We start from the raw sequence: 16,898 nt of genomic DNA, 5'->3' as shown, positions 1-16,898 counted from the left end.
GAGATCAACACCGCCGTCAACACCATCGATCAGGGAACGCAGCAGAATGCCGCCATGGTCGAGGAATCCACCGCCGCGAGCTACAGCCTCGGCAAGGAAGTGACGGCCTTGAATGACCTCCTCGGCCAGTTCGCGCTTCAAGGCGGCCGCAGCCAGGTTCGGCCAGCCGTTGTGACGGAGCAGTCCAGCCCCGCCGCTTCGCCGGCGCGTTCGCTTCGGGCAAGGATTGCCGGCTCCTTCGCAGGCTCCGGTGGAGCGGCGGCGGCAACGGCGTCCTGGGAAGAGTTTTAATCTTGCTTAGGCGCAACGGCCAATGAGCAATTGGTCGATCTGAAAATCTGAAATCGCGGCCTGATCGGCCGCGATTTTTTGTTCCTAAATGAGAAAAATCCGGCCTTGGCCGTTCATTTCAAAAGCTGCATGCCTCAATGGGAAGGAGCCGAGATGGCTGCCGCGAAGCCCGGCTTGGAAAGCCGGGTGCTGTCGATGTTCTGTGGGTATAGCTAACTTCGGTTTAGCCGATCAGTTGCGCAGAAGGGGCAGTAATTGATCCCCTTGTCGCCTGATTTCCGAGAGATAGGGCGTATCCGAGAGAATAAAATGAGTGACGCCCAGATCTCGGTATTTACGCAGAGAACGGGCAACTTCAGCCGCTGATCCCACCAGCCAGGTGGTGCCGGCTCCGCCACCACCGACTTTGCCCGGCGCTGTGTAGAGATTGTCGTCGAGGACGTCACCGCGCGCGTTCAGATCGAACAATCGCCTCTGTCCCTCGGCAATGGATTGCCGATGATCATGCCAGCCGGCTCCGTTGTTCCTGGCCATATCAGCGACCTTTGCCTCGGCATCGGCCCATGCCTGTTCCGTGGTGTCGCGTACCAGCGTGGTGATCCGCAATCCGAACTCCAGCGGAGCAAGATCGCGATCGAGCTTTTTGCTCAACGACTTCAGGCGCTCGATCCGCTCGCGGACACCGTCCAGCGGCTCGCCCCAGAAGAGCTGGACGTCCGCTTCCGTGGCGGAAACGCCTTCTGCAGCTTCGGAAGCGCCGCCGAAATAGAGCTTGGGGTGCCGGCGCTCGCCATGGTGCTGGATTCGCGGCGCCGTAGTGGAGTTGCCGACGCGAAAGTGCTCGCCCTCATAGGTGACGTTTTCTTCGGTCCAGAGCCTGCGAACCAGCCGCATGAATTCCCGGGTGCGGGCATATCGATGCGCCTGGTCGCCCTCGCTGTCGCCATAAGCGGCGAGATTATCCTTGCCCGACACGATGTTGACGCGTACACGGCCGCCGCTCAGGTTATCCAGCGTAGCAGCGGCGGAGGCGAATTGGGCGGGTTGCCAGTAGCCGGGGCGAATTGCGATCAGTGGCTCGAAAGTGGTGGTGCGGGCGGCAAGAGCTGCGGCGACGGTGAATGTGTCGGGCCGGCCCCAGCCGGTGCCGATCAGCGCGCCTTTCCATCCATGTTCCTCCAGAGCTTGGGCGTGGCTCGTCAGCGTTTCCAGACTATTATGGTTCACGACTGTAGAATCGCCCCGATGGCCAGGCTTGGTGTCGTTGGGAATGTACCAGAGAAATTCGCTGTTGCTGCTCATGACTGTGCCTGCATGACTTCGATAGAGTTCCTTGATGAGACCGGAGCGTGCCCCACCTCGATCACGCGGGTTCAGAGTTTGCCCTTCCACGGAACGAGAACCGTCTCGAGAATGCGGATCGCCGCCGTGAATGTAAAAGCGCAGATCGCGATGATGCCGATACCGACGAAGACGACATCGGTGGCAAGGAATTGCGATGCCGACATGATCATGAAACCGATGCCGCGCGTCGAGGCGATAAGTTCGGCGGCCACCAGCGTACCCCAGCCGATGCCGAACGCGATCCTGACACCGGTCAGGATTTCCGGCAAAGCAGAGGGCAGCACGATGGAGAAAAAGAGCTGCAGCCGGCTTGCACCCAGCGAACGCGCCGCATTGACGCGCTCAAGCGGAAGCGAGCGGACGCCTGCCTGAGCGGAAAGGCAGATCGGCGCGAACATGGCGAGCACAAGCAGGGTGATCTTGGAGGTCTCGCCGATACCGAGCCAGATAATCATCAACGGCAGATAGGATAAAGGGGGCAGGGGCCAATAGAACTCGATCGGCGTGTCGAGAACGCCCTTGGCCCAGCGGCTGAGCCCCATCAGCAGGCCGACCGGAATACCGACCGCGATCGCGATGGTTGCCGCGACAACGATCCGAAAGAGGCTTGCGACTATGTGCTCGGACAGCGAAGCACCCGCATAGCCATCGCGATAGACGACACCGACCTGCGTCAACACTTCGTCGGGCCGCGGTAGGAAAAGATGGGAGACCAGGCCGAGCTTCGAGACGAGCCACCATATGCCAATCAAGGCGGCTCCCGTTGCTATGCTGATCGCGATCGTCGGCTTGGTGCCGACGCCGAACCCCGGCATTTGGACGAGCTTTGCTTTCGTTTCTTGTGGTTGAGCTGCGATGGCGCGTGTTCCGGTAATGTCGCTCATGCCGCGCTCCTGAAATTTTCAGCATTGTGGAGGATCGTGCGAATTTCCTCTCTGAGATCGGCAAATTCGGGAGATGAGACGATCGACTTCGCGTCGCTGCCGGCGGCAAAGTGACGGACGAAATCAAGATCAAAGCGGGCAACGACGCGGCCCGGTCGCGGCGACATCACCAGAACCTCGGTGCCCAGAAACAGTGCCTCCGCGATCGAATGGGTTATGAAGAAGATCCGTTTGTCGGTTTTCGCCCAGACGGAGACGAGCAGTTCCTGCATCTGTTCCCGCGTCAGGCTGTCGAGTGCGCCGAAGGGTTCGTCCATCAGCAGGATATCCGGATCGGTCGCCAGCGCGCGGGCGATGCCGACGCGCTGGCGCATGCCGCCCGAGAGCTCGTAAGGTGATGCATTTGCAAACTCGGTCAGCCCGACGAGCCGCAGCAATTCGAAGGCACGTTCGCGCCGTTCCCGCCGCCCCAACCCAGCGAACTGCAGCCCGAGCCCGACATTGTCGACGACGGATTTCCACGGCAGCAGCGAATCCTTCTGGAAGACGACACCGCGATCCGAGCCGGGACCGGAGACCGGTCGGCCATCGAGGGTGATTGCTCCTTCCGAGAGCGGCAGGAACCCGGCGATCGCATTGAGCAGGGTGGATTTGCCGCAGCCCGAAGCTCCCAAGGCAACGACGATGCCGCGTTCGGGAATGTTGAAGGAGACGCGATCGAGCGCATGGACGGCTCGCCCGTCGCGCGCTACGAAGAATACGCTGGCATGATCGACTTGAAGCATGTCTTCTCTCAAAGGTTCGACGCCGGCGCAACATGTGCGCCAGCGTCAGGGAGGATCAGTTGCTGGCGTTTACAAGTGCATCGGCGGTGACGAAGGCACCGTAATTCGGCAGAACTTCGGAGACCTTGCCCTGGCTTTTCAGAAAGGTCGCGGTGTCCTTCAAAATCTTGGCCGCGCCCGACTTCTCGCCGCCGCCGAGCCAGTCTGTGGATGCCTGCACATCGGGTGTCAGCAGCGTGAGGTTCTTCAAGGCCGCCGCCTGCTGATCCGCCGTACCGCCAAGAAGCTTGGCGAGCGCCTTTGCATTGTCGCTATCCGGTCCCCATACGGCCTTATCCGCTGCGAATGAGGCATAGTACTTGCTGATGACGGAGGTGTAGGCTTTCAGGAACTGCGGGTTGTCGGCGGCGAATTTCGACGTTGCCACCCATGCGGAAAAGGTCGGAGCGCCCTTATCGGCGACATCCTTGGAGGTGACGAGCACCTTGCCGTTCTTCTTCAGCTCGGTCAGCGCCGGATCCCAGACAAAGCCGCCGTCGATATCGCCGCGATTGTAGCTGGCGACGATTTCCGGCTGGGGGACGGCGAAGACCTGCACATCTTTCTCCGTGAGACCTAGCGACTTGATGAGGGCAAGGAGTTGGTAGTGGTCGGTCGAAACCGGCGCCGCCGCGAGCTTCTTGCCCTTCAGGTCGGCGAGCGTGTTGATGCCGGAGCCGTTGCGCACCACAAGCGCCTCATCGATGCCCGAGATCGATGAGAGGTAGAAGGCCTTGATTTCGAGGCCGCGCGATGCCGTCGCGGCGAACGGGCTCGAGCCCACATAGCCGATCTGCACATCGCCAGACGCAATGGCTGCAAAGATCTCCGCGCCGGAATTGAACTTGCGGAAGTCGATCTCGTATCCGGTCGCTTTGGCGAAGTCACCGTTGGCGATGGCCACCGAGGAAGGCAAGGCGTCGGTCTGATAGCCGACGGTCACTTTCTTGTCGGCCGCGTTTACAGTGACGGCCGTCGAAATGCTAGCGAGACCGAATGCGGCCGCAGCGATCAGTTGCTTGAAGTTCATATTCGTCCCCTTGGCCGGATCACGATTTCCGGCGGTTCCCTGAGTGCAATGAGCAAAGCCTAGCGAAGAGGGCGGGGTGATTGATAGAAATAACAAACTATTTTTATAGATTATAAAGGGAATTGTTTATCCCAATTGGCCGGCCGCCGCAGGGATCGCCTCTTTCAGAGGAGGAGATCCGGTATCGAGCAAAGGCAAGATCGCTCTTCAGATTAAAGAGCGAGCGCTTGTCGAAGGGCATGTCTGGGCCGTACGCAACGGTGAAATCCGCGTGCCAGCCAATATGATCAACTGCTTATTTTTTCCGCATGAGGCCGAACAAAAAGAACGCTGTTTCTTAAATTCCTTAAAATCTATGCTTTTTATAGACTATAGCGTCAATGGTCGGCATTGGCGCAAATAGGGATGAAACGGAACGGCATGTCTTATCTTCTTAGCCTTCTCGACAAGAGCCCGATCGAGCAGGGGCTCAGTGCCACCGAAGCACTCGGTGTCACGACGCGATTGGCCGTGAGAGCCGAAGAGCTCGGCTATCACCGCTTCTGGGTTGCCGAGCATCACAACATGGCGAACCTCGCAAGTTCGGCGCCGGAAGTGCTGATCGCCTATCTAATCGCCAGGACCTCGAAGATCCGCATCGGCTCCGGCGGCGTGATGCTGCAGCACTACAGCGCCTATAAGGTTGCCGAGGCATTCAATCTTCTGGCCTCGCTTGCGCCTGGTCGCATCGACCTCGGCGTCGGCAAGGCGCCAGGCGGTTTCCCATTATCCACCCGCGCGCTGCAGATTGCCGTCGATCCGGAAAAAAAGCCGAGCTTTGGCGAGCAGTTGTCCGATCTGAATGGCTATCTTGCCGCCGATCCAAATTCCGAAGGCGCCTTGGCGACGCCGTTTCCGCCTCGCGCTGCGGAGCGCTTCCTTCTCGGCGCCAGCGTTGAAAGCGCCGAGCTTGCGGCGGAAAAGGGCTGGACGCTCGTCTTCGCCGGCCATTTGAACGGCGATCCCGAAAATCTGCGCAAGACCTTCGAAGCCTATGGGCGGGCGACGGGCGGAAAGGTTCCGATCCTGGCGCTGGCCGCCTTTGCCGCCGAAAGCGAGGCCCATGCCCGTGAGCGCGTCGGCCAGCTTCGCATCGTCAAGCTCTTCCTGCCCAATGGCCAGAGCGTCAATGTCGGCAGTCAGGAGCAGGCGGCGGAATTTGCTCGCCAGGCAGGCGTCACGGATTACCGCACAGAAGAGAAGGTGCCAAGCGTGCTGCATGGCACGGCGGCCCAGATCCGCGATGAGCTCGACACGCTGCATCGGCGCTACGGCGTCGAGGAATTCGTGCTCGACACACCGGCGCTGACGGCGGCCGAACGGCTCGCCTCAATCGAATTGCTCGCCAAAGAGCGGCTTTCCCTCGTTGCCTGAACGGCCTGTCCCAGGAGGATCAATCATGGCTCAAAAACACGTCAATTTCGGTATCATGCTGCAGGGGCCGGGCGGTCACATGAACGCCTGGAGGCATCCGAGCGTCCCGGCCGATGCCAGCACTAATCTGAACTTCTTCGTCAAGACTGCCCGCAAGGCGGAAGAGGCAGGCATCGCCTTCGCCTTCGTCGCCGATGGGCTCTACATCAACGAACAGTCGATCCCGCATTTCCTCAATCGGTTCGAGCCGCTGACCATCCTTTCGGCGCTTGCCGCCTATACGACGAAGCTTGGTCTGGTCGGCACGGTTTCGACGTCCTACAGCGATCCTTTCACCATCGCCCGCCAGTTCGCCTCACTCGATCTCATCAGCGGCGGCCGCGCCGGCTGGAATGCCGTGACCTCGCCGCTCGAAGGTTCCGGGCGCAATTACAGCCGCGAACATCCCGAGCATGAGCTGCGCTACGAGATCGCCGACGAATATCTCGATGCCACCAAGGGGCTATGGGATTCCTGGGACGACGATGCCTTCGTGCGTGATCGAGAAGCGGGTGTCTATGCCGACAAATCCAAACTGCATCGCCTGAACCATAAGGGGCGTTTCTTCCGCATTGAAGGCCCTTTGAACATCAGCCGCTCCAAGCAGGGGCAGCCGGTCGTGTTCCAGGCCGGAGCCTCCGATTCCGGCATCCGGCTCGCCGGCAAGCACGCCGATGCCGTCTTCACCAATGGCGGGCCGCTCGAAGATGCCAAGGTGTTCTACAAGCAGGTGAAGCAGAGTGCGATCGCGCATGGCCGAAGTGCAGCCGATGTCGGCATCTTTCCGGGCATCGGTCCGATTGTCGGCGCGACGCAGGAAGAGGCGGATGCCAAATACCGGCAAATTCGCGATCTCGTCACCATCGACGAGGCACTGGCCTATCTCGGCCGCTTCTTCGATCATCACGATTTCAGCGCCTATCCCCTTGATGAACAATTCCCCGATCTCGGTGATATCGGCCGCAACAACTTCCGAGCGACGACCGATCGCATCAAGAAAACCGCGCGGGAAAAGGGCCTCACTCTGCGTGAGGTGGCGCTCGATGCCGCAACACCACGGACCTCTTTCATCGGAACCGCCCAGCACATCGCCGATGAGATCATCCGATGGGTGGATGAGGAAGGTGCCGACGGCTTCATTCTCGGCTTTCCGGTCATCGGCGAAGGCTTCGATGACTTCTCAAAGCATGTTCTTCCGATCCTCACCGGGCGCGGCTATTTCGATCCGGTGCTGAAGGGCGAGACGCTGCGCGACCATCTGGGCCTGCCGTTCCGCGAAAGCCGTTATGCGGCGCAATCCCATCAGATCGAACCCGCAAAGGCCGTCGGCGCTTGAGCCCGGACGATCACCATGAACGCCATCATCAAGGCCGCCTCGATCAATGACCCTATCGAGAGGGGCATTGCTGCCCATCTCGATGAAATCATCGCGTTGCGCCACGACCTGCACCAATATCCTGAGCTCGCTTTTCAGGAGCATCGAACAGCCAAGAAAGTAGCGTCGCTGCTTGCGGACTGGGGTTACGAGGTCGTAACGGGCATCGCCGGAACCGGCGTTGTCGCAACGCTTAAGCGGGGCGATGGGCAGCGCAGCCTCGGCATCCGTGCCGATATGGATGCGCTGCCCATTGAGGAGGCGACCGGGCTCGATTACGCCAGCAGCAATCCCGGCGTCATGCACGCCTGCGGCCATGACGGGCACACGTCGATCCTGCTCGCTGCTGCGCGCTATCTCGCCGAGAACGGCAATTTCAGCGGTACGCTTCGGCTGATTTTCCAGCCGGCCGAGGAGATTGGCGCAGGTGCTCGCAAGATGCTGTCGGAGGGGCTTTTCGACCGCTTTCCCGTCGATGCCGTCTTCGGCCTGCATAACTGGCCGGGAGTGCCGACGGGGCAGTTCGGCTTCGTTGCAGGCCCCGCTATGGCTTCCGTCGACCAGGCGGTCATCAAGATCGTCGGCAAGGGCGGTCATGGCGCCGAACCACATCGGGCCGTCGACCCGGTGCTGGCATCTGCTTCCTTCATTACCGCGCTGCAAAGCGTGGTCTCGCGCAACATCGATCCGCAGGACATGGCCGTTGCAACGGTCGGCTCCATCCACGCGGGGTCCGCGTCGAACGTTATTCCGCAGAGTGTCGAACTGAAGCTTACCATGCGCGCCTTTAGCGAACAGGTGCGCACGAAGCTCCAGGAGCGCATACCGGCACTCGCGCGGGCGCAAGCCGAGAGCTTTGGCGCAGTGGCCGACGTCAACTACCGCCTCGGCTTTCCGGCCCTGGTCAATCATGCCGATGAAACCGATTTTGCGCGAAGCGTTGCCCTGCAGGCGCTCGGGCCTGCGGCCGTGGTCGCGGATTTCCGGCCGCGAACGGCCAGCGAGGATTTCGCCTTCATGCTGGAGGCGAAGCCCGGCAGCTATCTTTTCGTCGGTAACGGCGACAGCGCGCCGCTGCACAGCGCCCAATACAATTTCAACGACGCCATCATCGCGCCCGCTGCCCGCTACTGGGTGCGGCTCGCCGAAACTTTCCTTGCGGATGACAACAGGTGACGAACGACATGAGCGACACGTTTCTTTACACGACCACGCTGGACCCGCGTGCCAAGCCGCTGATCGACGAGCTGATTTTCGAATATGACAGCCGCTACGGCACCTATTTCAACGCGGACGGTGCGGCTGCCGAGCTAAACCGCTATCCGCCGGAGGCCTTCGCGCCACCGCACGGCAACTTCCTGCTTCTGCTGCGCGACGGCGAGACGATCGGCGGCGGTGCCTTCAAGCACTATGACGACCGAACGGCGGAGTTCAAGCGCATCTGGACGCGGCACGATCTGCGGCGTCAGGGGCTGGCGCGCAAGCTGCTCGTGGAGCTGGAGTTGCAAGCCGCGCGCCAGGGCTATGAGCGCATCTATCTGACCACAGGCTTTCGGCAGCCCGAGGCCGTCGGCCTTTATCTGAACAATGGATACACGGCGCTCTTCGACACATCGGTCGATGCGGAAATCTACAAGAGCCTGCCTTTCGAAAAGGACGTCAGCCATCTGGCGCTGTCCTGTTCCCCCGAGACATCCGGGTCGCAGCAGCGGTTGGCCGTCGCCGGGCGATGATGGCGGAATGAAGCAACGACAATCATAAGGGGCAAGCATCATGGCACTGACGACGGACTTTGCTGATATCAAACCGCCCGCCGGAACAAGCGAGGCGAAGACGGATTATGCGCGCTATCGCATCGTGCCGGCGCGGCATCCTGGCCGTACCGCAGGGACGATCTTTGCGGCCTTCGTTCTTGCCGCAGTTCTCTATTCCACCTTCACTAACCCCCGCTGGGGATGGGGTGTGTTCGCCGAATGGTTTTTTGCCGAACCGGTGCTTGTCGGTCTCGGCAGGACGCTGCTTCTGACGGCGCTTGCGGCCGTTTCCGGCTCCGTTCTCGGAACGGCTTTGGCTCTGGCGCGCGTGTCGAAATCGCCGCTGCTGTCCAGTCTCTCCTGGGGCTATATCTGGCTTCTGCGCTCGATCCCGATGATCGTGTTGCTGCTGGTTCTCAACAATCTTGGCTATCTCTATGAAACCATTAGTGTCGGCGTGCCGTTCACCGATAAGATCCTGTTCAATTATCCGACAACGCAGCTTCTGACGCCCTTTGCCGCGGCCTTTCTCGGACTGACGCTGAACCAGTCGGCCTTCTTTGCGGAAATCGTCCGCGGCGGCATCCTCTCGGTCGACCAGGGGCAACTGGAAGCGGCGGCCGCACTTGGCCTGCCGCGCTGGCGCCAGGCGTTCCGCATCGTGCTGCCGCAGGCCATGCGCTCCATCCTTCCCACCGGTTTCAACGAGATCATCGGTCTCGCCAAGAGCACGTCCATGGTCTACGTGCTGGCCCTGCCGGAGCTCTTCTACACCGTACAGGTCATCTACCGTCGCAATCTGGAAGTCATTCCGCTGCTGATGGTGGCGACGGTCTGGTACCTCGTGATCATGACGGTCCTGTCGGTCATTCAGCACTATATCGAGCGCTATTTCTCCAAGGGCGCAGTGCGCAATCCGACGCCATTGCCGTTCCAGGCTTTTTTCCAACGCTTCCGTCGGCCTCTACCTGTGGCCGTCGTCGCGCCTGATAGCGCGAGGCTTGCGACCTTTCGGAGTGCGGCCGGTCTTCGCGCCAAAGGTGGAGCCGTGCGCATTCATGGGATTTCGAAGAGCTTCGGCACGCTGAAAGTTCTCGACAATATCGAGCTCAGCCTGCCGGCCGGCAGCGTGACCGCCATCATTGGCCCGTCGGGTTCGGGAAAATCGACGCTGCTGCGTGCCATCAACCATCTTGAGCGCGTTGATAGCGGCTTCATCTCGGTGGACGGCGAGCTTGTCGGCTACACCCAGAAGGGCGAGGTGCTCTATGAGCTGAAGGAGAAGGACATTCTGAAGCGCCGCACCGACATCGGCATGGTTTTCCAGAGCTTCAATCTCTTCCCGCACCTGACCGTTCTGGAAAATCTCATCGAGGCGCCGATACAGGTGCGTGGCGTAAGCCGGGAGGAGGCGGTAGCCTTTGCGCAGGAACTGCTCGCCCGCGTCGACCTCAGCGATAAGATCGATGCCTATCCCCGTCAGCTCTCCGGCGGCCAGCAACAGCGCGTCGCGATCGCCCGCGCCCTGGCGCTCAGGCCGAAGGTTCTTCTCTTCGACGAGCCGACCTCGGCTCTCGATCCCGAGTTGGTCGGCGAGGTGCTTGACGTAATCAAGGAGCTTGCCCGCACCGGCACGACCCTCGTGATCGTTACCCACGAGATCGGCTTCGCCCGCGAGGTCGCCGATACGGTCGTCTTCATGGAGGGCGGCCATGTTATCGAGGCCGGCGCCCCGGCGCAGATCCTCAACGATGCAAGGCATCCGCGCACGCGCGAATTCCTCGCCAAGGTTCTCTAGCCGACAAAAGCTGGTGAAAAAATGCCGAGCCCCGGCGGCATTCGGACAACAATGACAACCGCAACAACCTAAAGATGAAATGGAGAAGGGACATGGCATTCCTTGATAGAACGAAGTACGTACTGGCGGGGGTTATCACCGCCGTCGCCATGAGCTGCGCGCCGGCTAGTGCGGCCGAAAAATTCAACCTGAGCCCCGATACGTCCAATCGCGTCAGGGCAGAGAAGGACGAAGCCGCCGCCAAGGCCATCGCGCCCGGCTTCAAGTTCGTCAATCCCGGTAAGTTCACGGTGGCCATCAATCCTTGGGATCCGCCGATCGCTACCTACGCCACCGACGCAAAGACCGTCGTCGGTGCCGATCCCGATATCGCGCAGTTGATCGCCGACTCCCTCGGCCTTCAGCTCGAGCTGGTGCCGGTCGCCTGGGAGGATTGGCCGCTCGGCGTCTCCTCCGGCAAATACGATGCCGTCATTTCCAACGTGACTGTCACCGAGGAGCGCAAGCTGAAATTCGATTTCTCCACCTATCGCAAGGATGTGCTCGGCTTCTACGTGAAGGCCGACAGCAAGATCACCGAAATCAAGGAGCCCAAGGATGTCGCGGGTCTCAAGGTGATCACGGGAGCCGGCACGAACCAGGAGAAGATCATTCTCGAATGGGACCGGCAGAACGTGGCGGTCGGCCTGAAGCCGATCGAGGTGCAGTATTTCGATGACCGCGCTGCGGCCGATTTAGCCCTGCAATCGGGTCGCGCCGATGTCGAGTTCAATCCGAATGCGACACAAGCCTATAAAGCCGCCATCAACGGCACGCGGAAGCTTGTCGGCACCGTTTCGGGTGGCTGGCCGATCACCGCTGAAATCGCCGTTACGACGAAGAAGGGGGCCGGGCTCGCCGATGCCGTCACGCTCGCTCTCAACGATCTGATCAAGAACGGTAAGTATGGCGAGGTGCTGAAGCACTGGAGCCTGAATGCCGAAGCCGTCGATCAATCCAAGACCAACCCTGCGGGCCTGCCGAAGAGCGGTTCGTAATGTTGGCCGAGCGGACCGGCGCCGGTGGGGCCCGCGCCGGTCCGCTTCCATCCTTCTGCTATGGAGATACAGTTTCCGTGACTATCCTTCCTAACTTCAGAACAACGTTTATGGCCATGGCGGCGGCGGCCTTGATCGGCCCCGGCCCGGCAAGCGCAGCCGGAAATTTCGATCTCAGCCCGGAGCAGCCCGGACGTGTCCATGCGGCAAAGAACGACGCGGCGATTGCCGCCATTCCCAAGGACTTCAAATTTGTTGCGCCGGGCAAATTCACCGTGGCCGTCGCTCCCGGTGGGCCGCCGCTTGCCACCTACGCAACGGACGCCAAAACGGTCGTCGGTGCTGACCCCGACTATGCCTCTGCCGTTGCCGATGCGCTCGGATTGAAGCTGGAACTCATCCCGGTTGCCTGGGCCGACTGGCCGCTTGGCCTGACATCGGGCAAATACGATGCCGTCATTTCCAACGTCGGCGTCACCGAGCAGCGGAAAGAGAAGTTTGACTTCTCCACCTATCGCCAGGGCCTGCATGGCTTCTTCGTCAAGACCGACAGCAAAATCGCTGCCATCAAGGAGCCGAAGGATGCGGCGGGTCTGAGGATCATCGTCGGCGCAGGCACGAACCAGGAACGCATCCTGCTGAAGTGGAGCGATGAGGACGTCAAGGCCGGCCTGAAGCCATTAGAGCTGCAGTATTACGACGACGATGCAGCGAGTCTTCTTGCACTCCGCTCCGATCGCGCCGATGTCATCGTGCAGCCGCACGCTCAGCTCGTCTATATCGCAACGCGCGACAAGAATATCAAACGCGTCGGCACCCTGAGCGCCGGTTGGCCGGATCGCTCCGATGTTGCGATCACGACCCGCAAGGGAAGCGGCTTTGCGACCGCGCTCACCGCTGCCACGAACGGGCTGATCAAGGACGGTACCTATGCCAGGATCCTCGACCACTGGCATCTCGCAGAGGAAGCGCTGCAGAAATCGGAAACCAATCCGCCCGGCTTGCCGAAATTTTGAGGAGACAGCGAGATGAGCCATCCCGCCCCTTCGATCAGCCATATCGGCTTTCTCACGCCGGGCAACTATCCTGACGAGGACCCGTTGGCCGGTCTCGAGCAAACCCTGCAGCTTCTGGAGCATGGCGAGCAGAAAGGGTTCGATAGCGCCTGGGTTCGGCAGCGGCATCTCGAACCAGGCATCTCCTCCGCAAGTGCCTTTCTTGCTGCGGCAACGCAGCGCACGCGGCATATCGAGCTTGGCACCGCCGTCATTCCGATCGGCTACGAAAGCCCCTATCGGCTTGCGGAAGATCTTGCGACGGTGGATGTCCTGTCGCGCGGACGCTTGAACATCGGGCTCAGTGCGGGGCGCCCGCTGCATGCCGATCTGATCGGTCCGCTCGCCTTCGACGGCGATTGGGAAAGCTACGATTTTTCCCATCAGAGGGTGCTGCGCTTCGCCGATAATCTGCGAGGGACTTATGTTGGCGATCAGCATACGGTCATCAAGACGCCGTTCGGTCCGCAGCGTCCGCGTCTTCAGCCCTACGCAAAGGGGCTGATCGACCGCATCTGGTATGGCGGTGGTTCATTGCGCTCGGCCGAATGGGCCGGCCGCAATGGCTTCAATCTTCTGATCGGCAATGTCACGACCGGCGAGGAGACCGACGATTTCTTCGTGGCGCAATCCCGGCAACTGGAGACCTACCGCGTCTCCGGCGGCGATACCAGGCGAGTGGCGCTCGGCCGTGTCATCGTGCCGTTCGACAGCGCCGATGCCGTGACGCGCAAGCGCTACACGGACTATGCGGCGGGCCGCTACGAGCGTACGCTTTCGCCGCAGGGCGAACGGCGAACGCTCTTTGCCCGCGATCTTGTCGGCACGTCGGACGAAATCCTCGCGCGTCTATATGCCGATCCGATCCTGCCCTATGTCAGCGAATTTCGTTTGGAGCTGCCCTACGAGTTTCACGACGAGGAATACCGGCAGATCCTCCATGATTTCGTGACGCTCATCGCGCCGGAATTGGGCTGGAAAGCCGCGCCGATCCTGCGTCGCTCGGCATTTTGACCAGCAGAAGACCGAATATTTTAGGGGAACGGATCAGCGAGCATGCTCGCCGATCCGCATTAAACAGGCAATGCTTCTTTAGGTCGGGATAGCGATGGGGTGACCAGAGCGGGATGTTGAATGATGTACATGTCGATCCCGTAGATGGCGCGCAGCGCCTCGGCGATTGGGATGTCGTCGGGCGGGCCGATATCAGCTATCCGACCCGCGCCCCTTTTCCGCGAGGATTTGCTCGGCGAGTTCGAAAGCCTCTTTTTGCGTGGCAACGATTTCCATTCTGGTGCCGAATGCTTTTGTTGCGAGGCTCATCTGCACCTGCACGGCGGCGCGCTTGATGGCGCTGGCCTCGATGCCGATGACGGCCTTGCAGACCGTGGCGAGAGCCGTCTTGTTCCTCTTGAGCCAGATGCCTCTCGCTTTGCGATCTTCGTGATCCTCAGCCGGCTGGCCGCCCTCCATGATCACGACGAAGGGCATGGAGATGGCAAGGAAGGAATCCATCTCTCGCTCCCATTGTTCCGTATAGCCCGGCTGCACGGACTGAGCGTTCTGACGGACGATCGGCCACAGGGATACATCGTGAAAGGTGAAGGTGGATGCGTCGATTGTCATGGTATTTTTCCTCAGGCGAGATTTTCAAATAGCATTGCAGCGCCACGTTCGGAGGCGTCGATGGCGCGGGTGGCCCGCTCACGCATGTTGGCCTCGTAGTCGAGCAACGCGACGTTCACCGGTCGCGCTCCGGTGTCGCTAAGAATTTCCGCAAGCACGCGGGCATCTTCGAGCGCTGTGTTCGCGCCAAGTCCGCCGGCGGGGCTCATGGCGTGGATCGCATCCCCAAGAAGCGTGATTGCGCCGAATGGCCACAAAGCATCCGGGCGGCCGCTACGAATTGGTAGCGCAGCCACTGCCGCAGGCTCGCTTCGGCTGATGACCTGCTTCAGATCACGATGCCAGTCGCGCATTGCCGTTCGCAGCAGGATCGGCAGGTCCTGTACGTGATCGTATTCTTCTTCAAGGCCTAGTCGTTGACGGGGACCGATCAGCGCCCAATAGAGATAGTCGGCCATCGGCGTGAGGCTGCAATCCGGTGCGAAACGGGCGGCGAGGCTTGGAAGATCCTCCCTGAAACGCATGAGATCGAAAATCGCCGTGCAACCATCGGCAAACACAACGGTCGTGCCGTCGCAGAGGTGGTCGGAACCTGCCGGCAGCGGCAGCTCGATCTTGCCATAGACGCATATCGTTCCCGTATCCGCCGGCACGGCATAGGGTGCCAGCTGTCGGCGCACCTGCGAATTCACACCGTCCGCGCCGACCAGCAGGTTGCAGGATATCGGCGGCAGGCCTTCGAATGAGGCTTCCACGGAGGCGTCGTCCATGCGGCGGTAGGATGTGAAGCCATGTCCGAAATGAACGTGTTCCTCTATTCCCGACAGCAGGATTTCACGCAGGGTCTGGCGGTTGACGCTCAGGTCGTTTGCATCCTCCTCCTCGCCCGTATCCCAGCTCTCCGGCGTGCGCCCCGTGATGGGCAGGAGTTGCGGTGTCAGGAAGCGTCCGGCCAACGAGCTGACGGAAGCTGTCGCTCGAAACAGGTCGAAGAGCCCGGGAGGCAGGCAAGATGCCAGCGCCCTTTGCCCGTCGGCGGCTATCCGGATTCGATATCCTTGGACGCGGCTATCGGGCGCCGCATCGCGCTCGTAGACATCGAAACCGATGCCGGCACGCTTCAATCCCTGTGCAAGGCACAGGCCCCCAAGGCCTGCGCCGACGATGATGACATGAAAGTCTCGCATGAAAATCTTCTGTTCTGCCCTGTTGTCGATTTCAAAACCGAGCGGAACGATAGCGCAGGGGCATCCGGACGTGATAACGACATTCGGACTAAGAATATCGCAAAGCGGCCAAACGAATATGGACCTCGAAGACTTCGACGATCGCGCCGACGGACCACCCCTCATCGCCTTCTGGGGATCGGATGAACCCGGCAGCGCGTTTCGCCTCGGGACGCAGGAGTATGATTGGCATTCCCATGCGCGCGGGCAGCTTTTTTGTATCGAGAGCGGGCTTGTGCATATGCGCACGCCGGAGGGCTCCTGGCTGTTGCCGCCGCAGCGGGCAGGCTGGCTTCCGCCCAATGTGATGCACAGGGCGAGCATCAATGGCGTGCTGAGCGGCTGGGGCATCTTCCTGACCCCGGATGCCAGTGCCAGCCTGCCGAAAAGCCCATGCGTACTAAGTGTCAGCGATGTGTTGCGCGCACTCGTACGCAGAGCGACCACCTGGCATTGGGAGGAAAAGCTCTCGCCGCAACAGCGCCGTCTTGCGGCCGTTTTGCTGGATGAGGTTCGCGCGGCGCCGACCGAGAGCCTGCATCTGCCCATGCCGGCCGACCGGCGCGTCCTTCGTATCGCCGATACGGTGCTGCGAGATCCTGCGAGCGAGCAAACATTTCATGCGCTGGCGCAGCAGGCCGGTATCTCCGAGCGCTCGGCGCGGCGTCTGTTCCATGCGGAAACAGGCATGTCCTTCGCAAATTGGCGGCAGCAGGCACGATTGCTGCTTGCGCTGGAATATCTGACTGCGGGCCGCACGATTATCGAGGTGGCCGAGAGCCTGGGCTATGCAAGCGCGAGCAGCTTCATTGCGATGTTCAAAAAGGCATTCGGTCTATCGCCGCGCCGCTATCTTTCCGTGAGGAAGAGCTGAAGCGAACGGCACCTAGCGTTCAGCTGACATAGCAAGCGGGCGCCGAATATCGTTCGGCGCCCGCCCGCAGTCTCTTTGCTGTCCTTAGAGCGGTTCAGTTCTTCACGGAATCTGAGAACCGCTCTTCTGTAACGGGCATTGAGTCAATCCCTTTTGAGCTTAATCCCTCGCCGAGTGCTTGCTTCTGTCCGCAGTCGACGCTGGGGCCGCTGCTGTATGGGGTCTGCTGAGGACCGGCTGGCCAATCTAAAGATGCGCAGTCATTTGAGTGCTGCGTGAGCGGTTGCGGCCTAACCCATCCATCGTCCCGGCGAAGGGACGAAGGGAC

General features: G+C 60.8%; 15 protein-coding genes and 1 pseudogene. 10 read left to right on the top strand and 6 right to left on the bottom strand.

The features are described 5' to 3' along the window. Window positions 1-291: pseudogene (locus QD409_RS33895) on the top strand (methyl-accepting chemotaxis protein); the annotation flags it as partial. Between the two features lie 231 nt (window positions 292-522). Here the strand turns inward: QD409_RS33895 and QD409_RS33890 are convergent. The 4 genes from QD409_RS33890 to tauA form a co-directional block, all read right to left on the bottom strand. Continuing rightward, entirely contained in the window at window positions 523-1,593 is a 1,071-nt protein-coding gene (locus tag QD409_RS33890) for an LLM class flavin-dependent oxidoreductase (RefSeq protein ID WP_092844325.1), read from the bottom strand. A 71-nt stretch (window positions 1,594-1,664) separates the two neighbouring features. Then, window positions 1,665-2,519: an ABC transporter permease subunit gene (locus tag QD409_RS33885; RefSeq protein ID WP_092844323.1), complete on the bottom strand. Its 855-nt coding sequence runs from the start codon at window positions 2,517-2,519 to the stop codon at window positions 1,665-1,667. Continuing rightward, the gene (locus QD409_RS33880; protein WP_092844321.1) at window positions 2,516-3,304 is read right to left on the bottom strand and encodes a taurine ABC transporter ATP-binding protein; all 789 of its coding nucleotides are present in this window, start codon (window positions 3,302-3,304) and stop codon (window positions 2,516-2,518) included. The genes QD409_RS33885 and QD409_RS33880 overlap by 4 nt, the downstream gene beginning before the upstream one ends. A 55-nt stretch (window positions 3,305-3,359) precedes the next feature. After that, window positions 3,360-4,373: a taurine ABC transporter substrate-binding protein gene (tauA, locus tag QD409_RS33875; RefSeq protein WP_430764884.1), complete on the bottom strand. Its 1,014-nt coding sequence runs from the start codon at window positions 4,371-4,373 to the stop codon at window positions 3,360-3,362. A 420-nt stretch (window positions 4,374-4,793) separates the two neighbouring features. Between tauA and QD409_RS33870 the strand changes: the two genes are divergently transcribed. From QD409_RS33870 to QD409_RS33835, 8 genes are all read left to right on the top strand, one after another. After that, window positions 4,794-5,786, top strand: coding sequence for an MsnO8 family LLM class oxidoreductase (locus QD409_RS33870; protein ID WP_092856444.1), 993 nt, complete (start codon window positions 4,794-4,796; stop codon window positions 5,784-5,786). Between the two features lie 25 nt (window positions 5,787-5,811). Further along, window positions 5,812-7,161, top strand: coding sequence for an LLM class flavin-dependent oxidoreductase (locus tag QD409_RS33865; RefSeq protein ID WP_430764883.1), 1,350 nt, complete (start codon window positions 5,812-5,814; stop codon window positions 7,159-7,161). Window positions 7,162-7,176: 15 nt separating this feature from the next. After that, complete coding sequence (locus tag QD409_RS33860) at window positions 7,177-8,376, top strand: M20 aminoacylase family protein (RefSeq protein ID WP_430764882.1); 1,200 nt, start codon at window positions 7,177-7,179, stop codon at window positions 8,374-8,376. Between the two features lie 8 nt (window positions 8,377-8,384). Further along, entirely contained in the window at window positions 8,385-8,933 is a 549-nt protein-coding gene (locus QD409_RS33855; protein ID WP_092856464.1) for a GNAT family N-acetyltransferase, read from the top strand. A 40-nt stretch (window positions 8,934-8,973) separates the two neighbouring features. Next, the gene (locus QD409_RS33850) at window positions 8,974-10,752 is read left to right on the top strand and encodes an amino acid ABC transporter permease/ATP-binding protein (protein WP_092856436.1); all 1,779 of its coding nucleotides are present in this window, start codon (window positions 8,974-8,976) and stop codon (window positions 10,750-10,752) included. Window positions 10,753-10,844: 92 nt separating this feature from the next. Beyond that, complete coding sequence (locus tag QD409_RS33845) at window positions 10,845-11,789, top strand: ABC transporter substrate-binding protein (RefSeq protein WP_430764881.1); 945 nt, start codon at window positions 10,845-10,847, stop codon at window positions 11,787-11,789. A 110-nt stretch (window positions 11,790-11,899) separates the two neighbouring features. After that, a complete protein-coding gene (locus QD409_RS33840) occupies window positions 11,900-12,805 on the top strand; it encodes an ABC transporter substrate-binding protein (RefSeq protein ID WP_245298197.1) in 906 nt (301 codons plus the stop codon). A 12-nt stretch (window positions 12,806-12,817) separates the two neighbouring features. Continuing rightward, the gene (locus tag QD409_RS33835) at window positions 12,818-13,858 is read left to right on the top strand and encodes an LLM class flavin-dependent oxidoreductase (RefSeq protein WP_092856430.1); all 1,041 of its coding nucleotides are present in this window, start codon (window positions 12,818-12,820) and stop codon (window positions 13,856-13,858) included. A 192-nt stretch (window positions 13,859-14,050) separates the two neighbouring features. Here the strand turns inward: QD409_RS33835 and QD409_RS33830 are convergent, their stop codons facing one another. Together QD409_RS33830 and QD409_RS33825 are read right to left on the bottom strand one after the other, a co-directional pair. After that, window positions 14,051-14,470: a hypothetical protein gene (locus tag QD409_RS33830; protein ID WP_430764880.1), complete on the bottom strand. Its 420-nt coding sequence runs from the start codon at window positions 14,468-14,470 to the stop codon at window positions 14,051-14,053. A gap of 11 nt (window positions 14,471-14,481) precedes the next feature. Further along, complete coding sequence (locus QD409_RS33825) at window positions 14,482-15,657, bottom strand: FAD-dependent oxidoreductase (RefSeq protein ID WP_430764879.1); 1,176 nt, start codon at window positions 15,655-15,657, stop codon at window positions 14,482-14,484. 118 nt (window positions 15,658-15,775) lie between these two features. Here QD409_RS33825 and QD409_RS33820 point away from each other — a divergent pair, with 118 nt between their 5' ends. Continuing rightward, window positions 15,776-16,570: an AraC family transcriptional regulator gene (locus tag QD409_RS33820; protein WP_092856456.1), complete on the top strand. Its 795-nt coding sequence runs from the start codon at window positions 15,776-15,778 to the stop codon at window positions 16,568-16,570. Window positions 16,571-16,898 lie beyond the last annotated feature (328 nt).

Source organism: Rhizobium sp. BR 315, assembly GCF_050577975.1.
Classification (GTDB): domain Bacteria; phylum Pseudomonadota; class Alphaproteobacteria; order Rhizobiales; family Rhizobiaceae; genus Rhizobium; species Rhizobium miluonense.
This window is presented reverse-complemented; position numbering and strand designations above follow the sequence as displayed.